16 protein-coding genes are annotated in these 15,064 nt (G+C 57.5%); 2 read left to right on the plus strand and 14 right to left on the minus strand.

All coding sequences use genetic code 11. From position 1 onward, the window contains the following. Window positions 1-89: 89 nt before the first annotated feature. The 6 genes from dxs to HQL65_11280 all read right to left on the minus strand — a co-directional run bounded on the left by dxs (window position 90) and on the right by HQL65_11280 (window position 4,999). The gene (dxs, locus tag HQL65_11255) at window positions 90-1,979 is read right to left on the minus strand and encodes a 1-deoxy-D-xylulose-5-phosphate synthase (protein MBF0136808.1); all 1,890 of its coding nucleotides are present in this window, start codon (window positions 1,977-1,979) and stop codon (window positions 90-92) included. Between the two features lie 13 nt (window positions 1,980-1,992). After that, complete coding sequence (locus HQL65_11260; protein MBF0136809.1) at window positions 1,993-2,853, minus strand: polyprenyl synthetase family protein; 861 nt, start codon at window positions 2,851-2,853, stop codon at window positions 1,993-1,995. A gap of 31 nt (window positions 2,854-2,884) precedes the next feature. Next, window positions 2,885-3,097: an exodeoxyribonuclease VII small subunit gene (xseB, locus tag HQL65_11265; protein MBF0136810.1), complete on the minus strand. Its 213-nt coding sequence runs from the start codon at window positions 3,095-3,097 to the stop codon at window positions 2,885-2,887. A 206-nt stretch (window positions 3,098-3,303) separates the two neighbouring features. Further along, complete coding sequence (locus tag HQL65_11270) at window positions 3,304-3,693, minus strand: HEPN domain-containing protein (GenBank protein ID MBF0136811.1); 390 nt, start codon at window positions 3,691-3,693, stop codon at window positions 3,304-3,306. Then, window positions 3,680-4,015, minus strand: a complete 336-nt coding sequence (locus HQL65_11275) for a nucleotidyltransferase domain-containing protein (protein ID MBF0136812.1) — start codon at window positions 4,013-4,015, stop codon at window positions 3,680-3,682. The genes HQL65_11270 and HQL65_11275 overlap by 14 nt, the downstream gene beginning before the upstream one ends. Before the next feature lie 117 nt (window positions 4,016-4,132). Continuing rightward, window positions 4,133-4,999: a M23 family metallopeptidase gene (locus HQL65_11280; protein ID MBF0136813.1), complete on the minus strand. Its 867-nt coding sequence runs from the start codon at window positions 4,997-4,999 to the stop codon at window positions 4,133-4,135. A gap of 196 nt (window positions 5,000-5,195) precedes the next feature. Between HQL65_11280 and HQL65_11285 the strand changes: the two genes are divergently transcribed. Next, window positions 5,196-5,783, plus strand: coding sequence for a hypothetical protein (locus HQL65_11285; GenBank protein MBF0136814.1), 588 nt, complete (start codon window positions 5,196-5,198; stop codon window positions 5,781-5,783). Between the two features lie 27 nt (window positions 5,784-5,810). Here HQL65_11285 and xseA read toward each other — a convergent pair whose 3' ends face one another. The 7 genes from xseA to HQL65_11320 all read right to left on the minus strand — a co-directional run bounded on the left by xseA (window position 5,811) and on the right by HQL65_11320 (window position 13,663). Continuing rightward, window positions 5,811-7,187, minus strand: a complete 1,377-nt coding sequence (gene xseA / locus HQL65_11290; protein MBF0136815.1) for an exodeoxyribonuclease VII large subunit — start codon at window positions 7,185-7,187, stop codon at window positions 5,811-5,813. Between the two features lie 84 nt (window positions 7,188-7,271). After that, window positions 7,272-8,501: a hypothetical protein gene (locus HQL65_11295; protein ID MBF0136816.1), complete on the minus strand. Its 1,230-nt coding sequence runs from the start codon at window positions 8,499-8,501 to the stop codon at window positions 7,272-7,274. Then, window positions 8,498-10,378: an asparagine synthase (glutamine-hydrolyzing) gene (asnB, locus tag HQL65_11300; protein ID MBF0136817.1), complete on the minus strand. Its 1,881-nt coding sequence runs from the start codon at window positions 10,376-10,378 to the stop codon at window positions 8,498-8,500. The genes HQL65_11295 and asnB overlap by 4 nt, the downstream gene beginning before the upstream one ends. Beyond that, entirely contained in the window at window positions 10,363-11,238 is an 876-nt protein-coding gene (locus tag HQL65_11305) for a class I SAM-dependent methyltransferase (GenBank protein ID MBF0136818.1), read from the minus strand. The genes asnB and HQL65_11305 overlap by 16 nt, the downstream gene beginning before the upstream one ends. Beyond that, window positions 11,235-11,747, minus strand: a complete 513-nt coding sequence (locus tag HQL65_11310; GenBank protein MBF0136819.1) for a hypothetical protein — start codon at window positions 11,745-11,747, stop codon at window positions 11,235-11,237. Before HQL65_11310 ends, HQL65_11305 begins: the two co-directional genes overlap by 4 nt. Before the next feature lie 20 nt (window positions 11,748-11,767). Further along, complete coding sequence (locus tag HQL65_11315; protein ID MBF0136820.1) at window positions 11,768-12,805, minus strand: polysaccharide deacetylase; 1,038 nt, start codon at window positions 12,803-12,805, stop codon at window positions 11,768-11,770. A gap of 9 nt (window positions 12,806-12,814) precedes the next feature. Beyond that, on the minus strand, window positions 12,815-13,663 hold the full coding sequence (locus HQL65_11320) for an RNA polymerase factor sigma-32 (GenBank protein MBF0136821.1): 849 nt from the start codon (window positions 13,661-13,663) through the stop codon (window positions 12,815-12,817). A 101-nt stretch (window positions 13,664-13,764) separates the two neighbouring features. Here HQL65_11320 and HQL65_11325 point away from each other — a divergent pair, with 101 nt between their 5' ends. Beyond that, window positions 13,765-14,490 carry a 1-acyl-sn-glycerol-3-phosphate acyltransferase gene (locus HQL65_11325; protein ID MBF0136822.1) on the plus strand — a complete coding sequence of 242 codons (726 nt, stop codon included), beginning with the start codon at window positions 13,765-13,767 and terminating at the stop codon, window positions 14,488-14,490. Window positions 14,491-14,714: 224 nt separating this feature from the next. Here the strand turns inward: HQL65_11325 and HQL65_11330 are convergent, their stop codons facing one another. Next, window positions 14,715-15,053, minus strand: coding sequence for a hypothetical protein (locus tag HQL65_11330; protein ID MBF0136823.1), 339 nt, complete (start codon window positions 15,051-15,053; stop codon window positions 14,715-14,717). Window positions 15,054-15,064 lie beyond the last annotated feature (11 nt).

The raw sequence follows: 15,064 nt of genomic DNA on the forward strand, positions 1-15,064 counted from the left end.
GTCTGACTCTTGGCGCGTTGTTCAGCGCCAAGAGTCAGACGTATTGCAGGTTTTCCGAAAAAAAGCACTCATCGTGGCCGAATGAATGATCATGGCCGGGGTGGTGTGGCATGGGCCTGCATGAGTTCCCGGACCCGGCGGGCGACGCCCTCTGCATCCAGGGAAAGTTCGGCCCGCATCTCTTTGCGGCTGCCCTGGGCAACGAAGGCATCCGGCATGCCCCAGGTGCGCACGCGCAGGCCGGCATCGAATAATCCCTCTTGGGCCAAAAATTCCAGGACAGCGGCACCGAAACCACCGCAGACAGAATTTTCTTCCAGCACCACCAGGGTGCCATGGCTGGCAGCTTCCCGCAACAGGGCCGTATCGAGCGGTTTGATGAAACGGGCATCATAGACGGCTGGCTGGATGCCATCCCGTTTCAGAATGTCCGTGGCACCCAGGGCGGCATGGACCATGGAGCCGACAGCCACCAGGGCGATTCCCTTGCCATCGCGCAAGCGTCGTCCGATGCCCGGTGGCAGGGAGATCGGGACCACCGGATCCAGGCCCATGGCGGCTCCCCGGGGATAGCGCAGGGCTACCGGGCGTTTGAGTGACAGGGCTGTGGCCAGCATGTGGCGCAATTCGTTTTCGTCGGCGGGTGCCATCAAGACCAGGTTGGGGATGGCACGCAGGTAGGAGAGATCGAAGGCCCCGGCATGGGTGGCACCATCTTCGCCCACAATGCCGCCTCGATCCACGGCCAATACCATGGGCAAACCTTGCAGGGCCACGTCATGCACAACCTGATCGTAGGCGCGTTGCAGAAAAGTCGAGTAAATGGCCACAACAGGCAAAAATCCCTCGCAAGCCAAACCGGCGGCAAAGGTCACGGCGTGTTGTTCGGCAATTCCGACATCGAAAAACCGTTCGGGAAAACGCTCCTGGAACAGGTTCAGGCCGGTCCCTTCCGGCATGGCGGCGGTGACGGCCACAATGCGCGGATCGTTGGCGGCCAGGTTGACCAGGGTTTCGCCAAAGACCTGGGTGAAGGAGGGAATGACACCATTGCCTTGCAACCTGCCGGTAGTACGATCAAAGGGTTGCACGCCATGATAGGTGCAGGGGCTGGCCTCGGCGGGGGGAAAACCCTTGCCTTTGCGGGTGACCACATGCAGCAGAATGGGACCGGAAAGGCGTTGAATGTTGCGCAGGGTGGGGAGCAATTGGGAAAAATCATGGCCATCGATGGGACCAAAATAGGTAAAGCCCAGCTCTTCAAAAAGGGTTCCGGGGGTGATCATGCCCTTCATATGCTCTTCGGCGCGCCGGGCGGCTCCCAGGAGTGGTTCCGAAATTTTTTTCAGGACCCGTCCGGTGCCATCCTTGATGGTCGTATAGACCCGGCCACTCAAAATGCGGCTCAGATAGGCCGACATGGCTCCCACATTGGGGGAGATGGACATTTCATTGTCATTGAGGACCACCACGAGACCCAGTCCCCGATGCTGACCGGCATCGTTCAAGGCTTCAAAGCTCATGCCGGCGGTCATGGCTCCATCGCCGATGACGGCGATGCATTTGCGTTTTTCCCCTTTTTGGCGGGCCGCAATCGCCATGCCCATGGCTGCCGAGATCGATGTCGAGGAGTGGCCGGCTCCGAACGGATCGTAGATGCTTTCCGACCGTTTGGTGAAGCCTGACAGGCCCTGTTTTTGACGCAGGGTATGCATGCGCTCGCGTCGTCCGGTCAGGATTTTATGGGGGTAGGATTGGTGTCCCACGTCCCAGATCAGGCGATCTTCCGGGGTGTTGAAGACGTAGTGCAGGGCGATGGTCAACTCCACCACGCCGAGACTTGCCCCCAGGTGACCTCCGGTACGGGCCACGGTGTCGATGGTGAACTCCCGCACCTCGCTGGCCAATAATGGAAGATCCGCTTCCGGCAGGGAACGCAGGCGGGTGGGAGTATCGATTTTTTGCAGCAGTGATGTCATATCCGGCGTTGGATCAATGGGTTCTGGAGATGGTAAAACGTGCCAGTTCCCGCAGAGGATCCGCCGCTGTTGGGAAGGACTCCAGGCTTTTCAGGGCCTCTTCCACCAAAAGTTGCGCTTCCGTGCGGGCCTGACCCAGTCCGATGAGAAACGGATAGGTGGCCTTGGATTTATTGCGATCCGATCCGGTATTTTTGCCCATGAGCTGACTGTCACCGACTTCATCCAGGATGTCATCGGTGATTTGAAAGGCCAAACCAATGGCCTCTCCATAACGTTTCAAATGTTTGATTTGTTCGGGAGTGCCTCCGGCGAGGCGGGCACCACCCACGCAGGCCATGCGAATCAACGCTCCCGTCTTGTGGATATGAATGTTCTGTAATTCGACATGATCCACCAGCCGGTTTTCCGCTTCCAGGTCGAGCATTTGGCCGCCCACCATGCCGGCCATGCCGGCGGCCCGGGCCAGGTGATCGATCACTTCGAGGAGGGCTTCGGTGGTCACGCCCGGTGCGACATGGCGGGCGAGGAGTTCGAAGGCCAGGGTCAACAGGGCGTCGCCGGCCAGAATGGCGGTGGCTTCGTCAAATTTTTTATGGCAGGTCGGCAAGCCACGGCGCAGATCGTCGTTGTCCATGGCGGGCAGGTCGTCATGGATCAGGGAGTAGGTATGGATGCACTCCATGGCGCAGGCGAAGGGCATGACCTGGGTGACCTGACCATTCACGGCCTCTGCCGATGCCATGGCCAGGATGGGACGCAAACGTTTGCCGCCTGCCATCAGACTGTAGCGCATGGCCGCATTCAGGCGTTGTGGAGGGCGATCTGTTGCTGGCAGATAATGCTCCAGGGCCGCATCCACGGTTGCTTTCATCCGGGAGAGGTAGGAAGGAAGGTCCACGGTTTCAAACGTCTCTCTGGGCAACGGTTTGCAGGGGAGCCGTCAGGGTTTCTATTCTTTTCTCTGCCGCATCCAGACGTTCCTGGCAGGCTTGGGCGAGTTTGATTCCTTCCTCGAAGGCGGCCACTCCGTCATCCAGGGAGATATCACCCTGCTCCAGACGTTGCACAAGGGCTTCCAGCCGACCGAGGGAATCCTCAAAATTCATGGATTGCATGTTCGCTTCCCGGATGAGTGGCCCAAAGAGCAGTCACAGTTCACAAGGGCGACATCATCGCATTCCCGAACCATCAAAAGCAACCCGGGATTGTGCTGTGCCCTGCCATCTTTATATATAAATTATTGATATAAATGATTTTTTATTAAATTTTCTTCTGCCTAGACAATCTTATGCAGTCCCAGGATTTTGCGGATTCATGACCATCAGGCATGGCGACAAATGTCTTCGACACGCTGGAACAGCGCCGTTATCTGATTTAAAATAGGAGTGCGAGCCAGGGGCGTATGATCAACTGTAAAGGATTCATAGCGAAATTGAACGGCAAAAGCGGTCAAGTCGATCAGTTCCCACTCGCGAGTCAAATTTTCTCCTGTACGGGCCAACAAAACGAGCAGCAGACGCAAATTGTGAGTTTTGGGAACTTCCTGATCACAAAATGCCAACCAGGCCTTGAGAGATTTTTCAATGGCCTGCTGGGCAAGAAAGCCGAATATTTCATCTGGAAAACGCTCGGTATCCAGCATGTTACTGATGGCAAGCAGGTCGCGACGGGCAGCGGCCAACATGCCACGAGTGGTTTCAAGATCGGGCATGAAGCGTGATTCCCTCTCGCAATGCGCGGGCGACCACATGATTGGGCGAAGTTTGCAGGCGTTTAACTTCTTCCGTGGAATAGACCAAAATATCAGTGGCCAGGGGAATGGTGCCCATGGCACGTTCCAGGCGGGCGATTTCATGAAAGCGGCTACGGGATGGACCAAATGGTTCCCCTTCGATGACCAGCAAATCTACATCGGAATCAGCCCGTTCATCACCTCGGGCAAGCGAACCAAAAAGAACGATCCGCTCCGGTTGGACCGCTGCCACAATGGCACGAACCATGGCATCCAACATGCTTTGCGTGGCGGGTTTCATGAAATGTTTTCCGTTCGGTTATGGTTTTGCTGTCGTGGGATGGTGACCCTTATTGTCAGCCAGACTTGGATATTCTTGATATTTCCCTGTCGGTTGTGGCTTTGCTGCGTGGGAAAGTCAAGGTGTCGGTTGGGTTACGATTCCTGGCAGCAGGGTTGGATCGACCCGTTCGCCACGCACCAGAATCCCCCAATGCAGGTGGGGACCGGTGGCGCGTCCCGTCATGCCGACTGTTCCCAGGACGGTCCCTTCCGGCAACCAATCTCCCTCGGCCACACGCAGATCATGCAGGTGGGCATAGAGGGAGACGACCCCATGGCCATGATCGAGCAACAGCGTATTGCCGGTAAAAAAATAGTCTCGTCCCAGCAAGGCCACTGTTCCCGGTGCGGTTGCCACAACAGGGGTATTTTCGGGGGCAGCGATATCGACGCCATTGTGAGGGCTGCGCATCTGCCCGTTCAACAGACGGCGACTGCCGAACACCCCGGAAAAGCGTCCCGTCACCGGCATGCGAAATCCACCTGTAAACCCGACCCGTTCGGTACGTCGCTGATAAGTGGCCTTGATGGCCGCAGACTCTTTTGTGGCGCGGGCGGCATCGGCGGGATCGAGATCCACCTTTTTTTCCGGCAAGGTCAACTTTTCGACCTTGTAGGACCGTTTGGTCAGGGACAGATTTTTTTTCAGGGTGACGGCCTGACCGGTGGGGGGTTGCATCTTGACCTCCAGGAGAAGGGTGCCAGGCTTGGCTTCCATGTCCACGGCAAGCAGGGCCATGCCCTCCGGCGTCAACGGAAATGGCTTGCCGGCCAGGCTCCCGGTGAAATGACTCCCCGGGGGAAACCCCGGTACCGACAGTAAGACCGCCATACCTGGTTGCAAAGGTGACGAGAGAAGTAGGGATTCCTGGCTGCTGGCAGATTGTGGCCTGAGCAGGAGGGTTCCCAGCAGGCAGACGACCTGGAATAATTTTGTACGCATGACATCTCCTGAAACGGACATTTATCCAAACCTGTCCTGAGCTTTCGTTCGCATCTGAACCGGAACATTCATGGGGTGTGCATGGGGGATTCCAGGCATGGGAGTCAGGGGGAAATCCATTGGACATTTCCAGCCATGATTGGATAAAGTACCTGGAACGTATCACCTTGATTCCATATTTGCCAGGACATGTCCCATGACCGGTCTTGCCTTTGACACCCTGAAATACACGAAACGTCTCAAGGACGCGGGTGTTGCCGCACCCCAGGCGGAAACACAGGCGGAGTTTCTGGCCGAGGTCATGACCGAAAACCTGGCGTCCAAGGAAGATTTGGCCAGGTTGGAGACCAGGATAGATACCCGTTTCAAGGAACAGGACACCAAAATGGAGACCCGTTTCAAGGAACTGGAGACCAGGATGGAGACCCGTTTCAAGGAACAGGACACCAAAATGGAGACCCGTTTCAAGGAACTGGAGGCCAAAATGGAGACCCGTTTCAAGGAACAGGGAATTGAATTCAAGCGAGACAACAGAGAACTGGAACTGCGTATGGTCATCAAGCTGGGTGCCATGACTCTGGCCGGTTTCGGTCTCATGGTGACCGCCAACCGCTTGTGGCCCGTGTCGGTACAGTATGTTCAAGTCCCGCATGTCGCTCAGGAGATGCACACACCCTCACAACCTGTCCAACGCATGCCGGATGTGCCACCACCACGACTGCCATCCTCACCCCCTGTCCAACATACCCCGCCGGACATCTTTCCCCCGTTACAGAAGCCGTAGACGTGTGCCAGGTGTATTTTTCATCGGTCATTCTTTCAGTCTGTTTACCCGGGCCAACACGCCCCCCTCTGCCAGGGTGACATCCAGCATATCTCCCGGTTGCAGGCCTTTTGCCTGTCGCAGGGTGCGTCCCTGGCCGTCCCGCACGATGGCAAATCCTCTGTCCAGGGTGGCCTGGGGTGACAAGGCCATGAGACGCAAGCGTTGGGTTTGCAGACGTTCGTGTTTGTGTTTGATGTCGGTCCGGGCAATCTGGAGCAGTCGCAACAAGAGAGTGGCCACTTTCTGGTGCCAATAGGGGAGATAGTGTCCTTCTTTCCAGGCCAGCAATCTTGTTTGGAGATGGATCAGTCGTTCCTGCTGTCCAGAGAGGGTGTCGCGCAAGATGCGATGCAGCCGTTCGCTCAGATCGTCACACCGTTGTCGGGATTGTTCCAGATGACGCCGCGGATCTCGTACCCGTGTCCGGCACAGTTTGACCCGTTCGCGCAGATGGGTCACATGGTTTCGGGCAGCGTGGAGCAGACGGTCACGCAGGGTCCGCAATTGTTGAACAAGGATGGTTTTTTCCGGCAACAGACGTTCAGCCGCCGCCGAAGGGGTCGGGCAGCGCAAATCGGCCACCAGATCCGCCAGGGTGACATCCACTTCATGTCCCACGGCGCTGACCACGGGAATTTTGGAACGGGCGATGGCTCGCACCACGGTTTCGGTGTTGAAGGCTGCCAGATCCTCTGCGGACCCACCCCCCCGTCCACAAACAATCACCTGGGCACGCCCGTCGGCATTGAGGAGATCCAGGGCAGCGGCAATTTCCGCTGGTGCAGTCGTTCCCTGCACCTGGGCATGGGCCAGCAGGAGATGATAGCCCGGAAAACGTTGGTCCAAAACCTGGATGATGTCATGGATGACGGCTCCGGTAGCCGAAGTGACGACGCCAATGATCTCCGGCAAAAACGGCAAGGGTCGTTTGCGGGTTTCGGCAAACAATCCCTCTGCTGTTAGTTTGGCGTGGAGTTGCAGCAACCGTTCCCGTTCGCCGCCGGTTCCCTGGGGAACCACACCTTCCACGACCAACTGGTATTCTCCTCGCGGGGCATACACGGCGACCCGGCCAGTGACCAGGATGGCCTCCCCATCGCGGGGCAACGCCGGCAAACGGCGGACCGTGGTGCGCCACACCACACAGCGAATCTGGGATTCGGCATCAACGAGGGTGAAATAGACGTGGCCTGAGGGTGGTTTGCGCAAACCCGACACCTCGCCGCGCACCCGCACATACGGAAATGCATCCTCCAGCAGATTGCGAATCCGTTCATTGAGTTCGGATACGGAAAGGGCATTGTCGGGACGTCCTGGAATATCCAGGCGTGCTGGTTGGGGGAAGTCGGGGGGTGGTGACATGCGACCGCTTTCTGGTCCGATTGAGTGCAAAATACCTGGTGGTGTCAATTGCTGACCTGGCAGTGATGGCTCCCACCTGTTGTTTCAGCGTTTGGCAACCCGCTGCATCCAGGCAGCCATTTGCCCCGCCACCTGGCTGCCGTGATATTGCTGCCGAACGTCGGCATCTCCCCAGGGCAATGTCGGGGGGTTGTCGCGCACCCGGGCAATGGCCTGGGCCAGGGACGCGGCGGCCAGACCGGGGTTGTCGGGTGGAGCGACCCACCCGCCCAGGCGTTCGATGAGTGTTGCCGCCGCGCCTGGGGGCGTCAACCCCAGGATAGGCCGTCCGGCACCAATATAATCCACCAGCTTGCTGGGCAGAAAAACGCTGGTTTGGGCCGGGGCATCCAAAACCAGCAACAGATCCGCCGAGGCCATGAGTTCCAGGGATCTTTGATAGGACACCGGACGGTGGATCGAAAGCGTGTGCAACAGCAGGGATTGCAGACCGGTACGCGCCAGGACCGTTGGCGAAAAATCGCCATGCAATTCAATCCGAACATCGTCAAGGATCCGAGGTTGCCGTTCTGCCAGCCTGGCCAGGGCCAGAAACAGGGCCTGGGGGGTGCGATTGCCATAAAAATTGCCCAGATAACGCAAAACAACAGGGTGGCCGGGTGACCTGATCTCCGTTGTTGCCGGAAAAGCGGTTGGATCGAAACCGTGGGCCACGACCCCCACCTTTTGCCGCCAGGCAGCCGGATATTTGGCCATGACCAGATCCACGGTTTCGGCAGAGGTGAAGATGGCCCCGTCAACCTGTTCCAGAACAGCATGTTCCATCCGGCGTTTCAGCCAGATGTCCATGCCATGTGCCGTATCCAGCGGATTGTCCACCCATGGATCGCTGAAGTGGGCCAGCCAGGGAATGTTGACCTGTTTCCTGATTTCCAGACCCGCCAGATGGGTGGACATGGGTTGACCAAAAGTGACCAGAAGATCCGTATCCTGGAGCCATCCCTTGGCCAGAATGGTCCGGGCCGCCCGGAATGACCAGCTCCGGTTGGCATCCGGAATTCCCCAATATTCCGGCAACACGAGATCCCGATAACGATGCATCACCTGACGCCAGCCGGATTCTGTCAGACGCTGAATGGCCTGGGGTTTTCCCTCTTTTTCCTGGACGATGGTTGGATCGATGGGTTCATGGGCACGACCGGAGGCACACACCACATGGACTGGAATATCGAGGAACTTGACCAGTCGGGAAATTTGGATGGAGCGCGGATAGCGGAGTGGGGGATAGCAATAAGTCAGAAACAAGGCCTTCATGACCACACCCGCAGCCACTCTTCAAAGACGATGAGAATCCAGATGCGATGGGCGGCTTCGATATCACCTTGGCGGGCTGCTGCCAACACCGGCACCAGCGGTGCCGGATCGAACCAGGCATGCAGACGGGAGCCGCGATCCAGCAATTTTTCCCTGGCCCAGGCTCCCAGATGCGCTTCCTGCAACCAATGGTAGGCAGGTATGGGAAATCCCTGCTTGGGTCGTGCAATGATGGCCGGCGGCAGCAAACCGGCGGCAAACTGGCGCAAAATGCGTTTGGATTGAAAACCTGTCCTGACTGTGCCCACTTTCCAACTCAAAGGCAGATGCGCGGCCCACTCCACCAGGGCATGGTCGAGAAAAGGGGTGCGCAGTTCCAGGGAGGCGGCCATGCTCATGCGATCCGCTTTCATCAATAAATCATCCACCAGCCAGGATCGGCAATGCACCTCCTGGATGCGATCCAGGGCATGCAAACCCGGCGCGGCATGATACCAGGAACGAATCAGATCCTCACTGGAGAGTGATGGAGGTGCCTGGTGCCAGAGGCGGATTTTATCCGCTTCCGACCAGTGTCGTGTGATATGCAGGGGCAGGGCGGCAGGCAGGCTTGCCAGGTCGTTCCGGGCCAGGGCCGTCAAATGGTGTTGCCAGCGTGGCAACCAACGCGACAATCTTCTCAACAAACGCGACGGCAGAAAAGGGGTCAATTTTTGCAGATAATGCAGTTTGGCGATGAACCGTTCCATGTCATAGCCGGCCAGAACTTCATCGCTTCCCTCACCGGAGAGGACCACCTTGACCTGTTGCCGGGCCTGAAGGGAGAGGTGATACAGGGGAATGGCCGTCAAATCGGCCAGGGGTTCATCGGTGGCCTGGACCAGGTGTGGCAGAGAGTCCAGAAAGGTTTTCTGGTCGATGCACACTTCGTGGTGCTGCGCTCCCAGGTGATCGGCCACCTGTCGTGCCCAGGTCAACTCATTGGTCTGGTTGGTGGCGTCGGCAAACCCGACACAAAAGGTGTGAAATTTTTGATGTCCCAACGCCACAGCGGCAGCACTGATGGCGCTGGAATCCAACCCGCCACTCAAAAACACCCCAACCGGCACATCTGCGGCAAGCAGGCGTTTTTCCACTGCCGCCAGAAACAGTTCCCGAAACTCCTGGCGGGGATCCCGGGCGGGATTGTCAGGTTCGGACTGAAAATGGACCGACCAATAGGTGCAGGTGGTCAAACCACCGCCATCCAGACGATATTCGAGCCGTTCACCCGGGGCCAGACGTTGCATGCCCTGCCAGATGCAAGCGGGAGCCGGCACGTAGCGCAAGGTGAGATAGTGGTGGATCGCCTCCCGGGAGAGGGGCGGTCGCACCGGCAGTGCGGCAATGATTGCTTTGATTTCACTGGCAAAATAAAACAGTCCCTGAAAGATTCCATAATAGAGCGGCTTGACCCCGAGCCGATCCCGGATCAGGTGGACCACTCCGGTACGGGGATCATACAGGCAGATGGCAAACATGCCTTCCAGGCGCTGGATGGCGGCAATACCGTAACAGTGGTAGAGGTTGAGCAACACTTCGGTATCGGAGTGGGTGACAAAGTGGTAACCGCGTGCCTCCAGTTCATGGCGCAGGGCACGATAGTTATAGATCTCTCCATTGAAGACAATGCCGACGCCATCCGGGGTCCACATGGGTTGCTGGCCGGTGGCGAGGTCGATGATGCTCAACCGGCGCATGGCAAAGGCGAAGCGATCCGTGGACCAGATGCCTTCGCCGTCCGGTCCCCGATGGTGGAGGGTTGCGTTCATCCGGCGCACAAGGGTGGCACCTTCCTGGGCCGGGAAGTTCCCGGCAACGCCTACGATGCCACACATGGCCCGACGTGTTTATGGCCCTGCGCCCACAGACTCCAGCCAAAGCGCCGTGCCCATACCTTTTTGGCCCAGGTTGGCAGGATCAGCCCCAGACCAGGCAACAAAAACCGCAACAGGGAGTCCAGATCGGTACCCAGCACGCGCACGGTACAATCCGGGCTGTACGGGGCCAACAAACCGGCAAACTCCTGCCGGGTCACTGGCCAGGTGTGGGGATTGCCCTCCTGGCGACCACCGTCACCGTAACGGCTCGCCAACTGCAAGGGGGTGAGAAAACGGTTTTCCAGGTGCAGAAACCCCTCCAGGTATTCCGTCATGTACTTCTGGAGAATGGCATGCCGATGATAGAGCATGATGCCGTATTCGCCACCAGGCCGCAGAACCCGCAGCATTTCTGCCACGGAGCGTTCGATGGTGGGCGAGTGGTGCAGAACCCCCCAACTGTAGACATAATCGAAATGATTGTCCGGAAAGGGCAGGGCACGGGCATCGGCTTCCCGAATATCGCCCGTCAGGCCCAGGAGTTCAAAACGTCGCCGGGTCTGGGTCACTGCTGTGGTGTTGAGATCCACGGCAGTAACGGTTGAGCCGTTTTGTGCCCAATGCATGGCCATGGTTCCCAGACCGCACCCCACCTCCAACACCTGGCTGCCGGATCCATACCGGTCGAAGGGGAACAGACGTGAGAACGGACGTTGGCCATGCAGGGGGTGGTTCCAGGCATGAAAGACGGCATCCAGTTTGTTGAAAAAGTCCAAGGTGCCCAGGGTGTGTTCGGCACCGTCATAGCGGGACTGACCGTGGACCTCGCCATAGGTCATGGGGTGGCGTGCCCACCAACTCCGCACGGTATCGTTCATCGCCGTCCCCGCAAAAAATCATGGCCCAGCAGGAGGGGCGTGACGAGCAGGAAAAGCGGCAGCAGGCAGAGTTCCAGGAGCATGAAACGCTCCAGGCCGCGTCGCCAGCGCAGGGCACGGCGGGTGGCCCGATCCAGGCAAAACCGGCGACCCCGCCCATTGAGAACCCACACTGGACAATCCGGTCGTCGTTGCCGAAGCACCTGTCGTTCCAGGGCGGTGAAACCCTGGCCTATGGCGTCCGGATAGAGGAGGACCAACTGCGAGCAGGTCTGCAAATGGCTGTTCCAATCGGGGTGTTGCTGCACATCGATAAAATCCCCATCGGGGAAGTGTTGCCGAAACAGGGTTTGCATATAGGTCGTATCCCGGGGGTTGGCCTTGAACCAGACGGCCCAGCGCCAAAGACCCAGGCCCATGCGTTTGGGTGGTGGATCCCAGGAACGGTAAAGGGCCGTGACCGGTTTGGGCAGGTCAGGCAATCCAGGATGTGTCGTTGGTTCGTTCAAGTTACGGGATCCAAACGTGGTCATCGGTTCGTTTTTGTCGGGCGGATCCGGGCGCTGTCAACCATTTGATCCAGTCGGGTCGATCCGGGCACGATCCTTGGTTCGTTCCAGTCTGGTGGATCCAGATGTGGTTCCTGGTTCGTTCCTGTGATGCGGTCCAGGAAATGTTGAAAAGTGATGGGAGTTGCCATTTTGGCCAATTGGTCCATCGTGGCAAAAAATATCGGTGCATCATGAATGTGGCATGGATCTCCATAAATATTCAAAAGACCGCCGGTAAAACCCGCATACCGTTCGGCAAGATGATGACCTTCCACACCATAGTCGAGGGGTGTTCGTTGCCGGTTGGGTGCCCGAAAAAATCCCCAGGTGTCAAAGATGCTGGTGGGTGCGGAGGCCATCCCGGAGACGGGAATTTCCCACAAGCCATCGACCCGGATCACGGGTCCTCGTTGCAGAGCGGTCTGTGGCATGGTGGAACTGGAAAAGCGATACCCCAACTCCCGCAAAAGGTCATGGAGAAAACGAATCTGATGCGGTTTTTGGAAGGTTCCAAAATGGGGCGCACGAAACCCTTCCGGGTGTTCACCCATCACCTCCCGCAGGCAGGCATCCCCGCGCCGGACATCTTCCTGGATCTTGGTCAGGGGAAGCTGATCGTAAAAAAAACAACTCCGAAACTCTCCCGCATCCGGATCGAACCATGCGTGCATGTAGTAGCCATGGTTGAGAAACCGTGCCCCGGTTTCCCGGATGCGGCGATAGGTCTTTTCTCCACTCAGCAGCAATTCACCCGGGACAGCGTAATCGGGACAGATGCCCATGTCGAGCAGTCGGGAGTGGACGCTCCACACGACCTCGACATCTTCCGGGGTATCGCAATCGAAGGAGAGGATGAAATAAACCCGATCCAAACCGGCAGCGACCGCCATATCCTGGTAGCGGGCGAAGAGGGAGGCAGGAAACCACCGTCCCCATTGCCCATAGGCAACCTGCACGGGGTTGGACCATGCCCTGTTGATTTTACTGAGGAGTGCCCTGATGGTCTGGTTCTCCATCCACGCCCGTCACATTGGAAGCGTGCCGCTGACGGCCTGGCGCATTTTGAGCAGGGATCTTTTTTCCAATTGGCGAACTCTCTCGCGGGAGATGCCCATCTGTTCGCCGAGCAGTTCCAGCGTGGCGGGTGTGTCGGCCATGATGCGTTTTTCCACAATATATCGTTCGCGGTCATCAAGCATGGCCAGGGCCTGGCTGCTGATGCGGCACCGCCACTTTTCTTCTTCGGATGCCAACAGGGTCAATTCCTGATTGGGGCGGGTATCCACGAGCAGATTTTGTATCTCTTCGCCTCCTTCCACCAGGGGACGATTGAGGCTTTCATCGGGGGAGGAGAGACGGCTGTCCATGTCCAGGACTTCCCGGGAATCGATCCCCAGCGATTGTGCCAGATCCTTGACCTGGAGATCATTGAGACGTTCAATCCGGTTGCGCACCCGGCGCAGATGGTTGATCAATTTGCGTTGCGCAGCGGTGGTGCCGATCTTGACCAGGCTCCAGGTGCGCAAGATAAATTCCTGGATGGCCGCCCGAATCCACCAGATGGCGTAGGTGGCCAGTCGATATCCCTTGTGGGGGTCGAACCGCTTGACCGCCTGCATGAGGCCAATGGACCCTTCCTGGACCAGATCCATCAGGCGCAAACCATAATAGCCATGATATTCCCTGGCAATACGCACCACATAGCGCAGATAGGACGAAACCAGTTTATGGGCCGCTTCCAGATCGGCCTGCTCCCGATAACGGACGGCCAGGAGAAACTCCTCTTCCTGGGTCAGCATGGGAAAACGATTGATTTCCGTCAGATAACTTTCCAGTTCTCCCAACTGGTCAACCGGTACCACAGCGCGGGTCATGAACGATGGTTTCCTTTGCGGATTGTGATGAGGGTTTGCATCCTGCTCCACTCTCTGGAATATTTGATCGAAACTCATTCGGTTGCAATGGAGAAAAAAGCATGCTCACGGTTCGTTCCAGTCTGTTTTTCATGATGTTCATCCTGGGTATCCTGTTTTTTTCCCTGTTGATTGTCCTGCTTTGGCCGGTGACGACCCTGGCCTTTCGCCAACAGTTGACTCGATATTGGGCGCGTTACAACAGCCGCATCCTGGCCTTGACCTGTGGCTTGCGCCATCGGTTGCATGGCGTGGAGAATCTTCCTTCCCCCCCTTACGTCATCATGTCCAAGCATCAATCCGCGTGGGAGACAGTTGTCTTTCATGATTTTTTTCCAAACTTTGTCTGGGTACTGAAGCACAATCTCAAATACATCCCCTTTTTTGGCTGGGCTTTGCAGGCCTCGGGACAGATATTCATTGATCGTGCGCATGGCATCGAGGCCATGAAAAAACTCCATCGCCAGGGTCAGGACAATTTTCAACGGGGGACATCCTTGTTGGTCTTTCCAGAAGGGACGCGCATGGCTCCAGGACAGGTGGGTGAATACAAGGCCGGTGGGGTGGGCATTGCCATGGCGGCCGGGGTTCCCATTGTGCCGGTTGCCCACAATGCCGGGGAGTATTGGGGACGCCGCGCCTTTTTGAAACGACCGGGGGAAATTCAGGTCCGGATTGGCCCTCCCATTCCGACTGCCGCTCTTTCCCGTCGTGACCGCCAGGAGGTATTGGAAAAAGTGCAAGGCAGCATCGAGGGCATGATGGCGGAAATCTCCCGTTCCTCGTGATTGATTTTTCTGGTCTGATTGGCCATGTCTGCCATTTTTTTTGCGGAAGCATTTGTCGTTGGGCCTTGATCATCGATTGGGCCAATCCGGTTGATTATCCGGGAGCCAGTCAAAATTTTCCGCGTCTTTCCAATGTATTGTGAGGCAGGAGAACCGGGCGTTTCGCCCCGAGGTCCAAAAGATGATCATGGCCTGTCGTTGCAGGATTGATTTTTCTGGCCTGATCAGCCATTTTTTGCGCGGGCATCTGCTGCCGGGGCATGCAGGGTGGGCAATTGATCCACATGCTCGATGGCCTGCGCACCCAGTTGAGTCGTGAGAAGATTCACCAGGTGAGCGAGGTCAATCGGACCATAGAGATAAAGTTCCTGGACCCCTCCGGCGGCCACCCGGATGCGAATCCGCCCAGGATCATGGGTCACCTTGATCCGATAGGTACCCCCTTTGCCTCCCTTGGGATCAATGGGACCCGGATAGGGTACCAGCCCGGCGCGGCGCAGAATACGGGCTACCCGGGCTGCCGTGGGAATCAGGGTCGTATGAGGGGTTTTGTTTTTCGCCATGGTTCGGGTTA

It is taken from the genome of Magnetococcales bacterium (assembly GCA_015228935.1).
GTDB lineage: Bacteria > Pseudomonadota > Magnetococcia > Magnetococcales > DC0425bin3 > HA3dbin3.

What these genes read in the sequence shown, in the direction of transcription:
- dxs (MBF0136808.1), bottom strand. Translation starts at nt 1,979, where the DNA reads ATGACATCACTGCTGCAAAAAATCGATACTCCCACCCGCCTGCGTTCC.
- HQL65_11260 (MBF0136809.1), bottom strand. Translation starts at nt 2,853, where the DNA reads ATGAAAGCAACCGTGGATGCGGCCCTGGAGCATTATCTGCCAGCAACA.
- xseB (MBF0136810.1), bottom strand. Translation starts at nt 3,097, where the DNA reads ATGCAATCCATGAATTTTGAGGATTCCCTCGGTCGGCTGGAAGCCCTT.
- HQL65_11270 (MBF0136811.1), bottom strand. Translation starts at nt 3,693, where the DNA reads ATGCCCGATCTTGAAACCACTCGTGGCATGTTGGCCGCTGCCCGTCGC.
- HQL65_11275 (MBF0136812.1), bottom strand. Translation starts at nt 4,015, where the DNA reads ATGAAACCCGCCACGCAAAGCATGTTGGATGCCATGGTTCGTGCCATT.
- HQL65_11280 (MBF0136813.1), bottom strand. Translation starts at nt 4,999, where the DNA reads ATGCGTACAAAATTATTCCAGGTCGTCTGCCTGCTGGGAACCCTCCTG.
- HQL65_11285 (MBF0136814.1), top strand. Translation starts at nt 5,196, where the DNA reads ATGACCGGTCTTGCCTTTGACACCCTGAAATACACGAAACGTCTCAAG.
- xseA (MBF0136815.1), bottom strand. Translation starts at nt 7,187, where the DNA reads ATGTCACCACCCCCCGACTTCCCCCAACCAGCACGCCTGGATATTCCA.
- HQL65_11295 (MBF0136816.1), bottom strand. Translation starts at nt 8,501, where the DNA reads ATGAAGGCCTTGTTTCTGACTTATTGCTATCCCCCACTCCGCTATCCG.
- asnB (MBF0136817.1), bottom strand. Translation starts at nt 10,378, where the DNA reads ATGTGTGGCATCGTAGGCGTTGCCGGGAACTTCCCGGCCCAGGAAGGT.
- HQL65_11305 (MBF0136818.1), bottom strand. Translation starts at nt 11,238, where the DNA reads ATGAACGATACCGTGCGGAGTTGGTGGGCACGCCACCCCATGACCTAT.
- HQL65_11315 (MBF0136820.1), bottom strand. Translation starts at nt 12,805, where the DNA reads ATGGAGAACCAGACCATCAGGGCACTCCTCAGTAAAATCAACAGGGCA.
- HQL65_11320 (MBF0136821.1), bottom strand. Translation starts at nt 13,663, where the DNA reads ATGACCCGCGCTGTGGTACCGGTTGACCAGTTGGGAGAACTGGAAAGT.
- HQL65_11325 (MBF0136822.1), top strand. Translation starts at nt 13,765, where the DNA reads ATGCTCACGGTTCGTTCCAGTCTGTTTTTCATGATGTTCATCCTGGGT.
- HQL65_11330 (MBF0136823.1), bottom strand. Translation starts at nt 15,053, where the DNA reads ATGGCGAAAAACAAAACCCCTCATACGACCCTGATTCCCACGGCAGCC.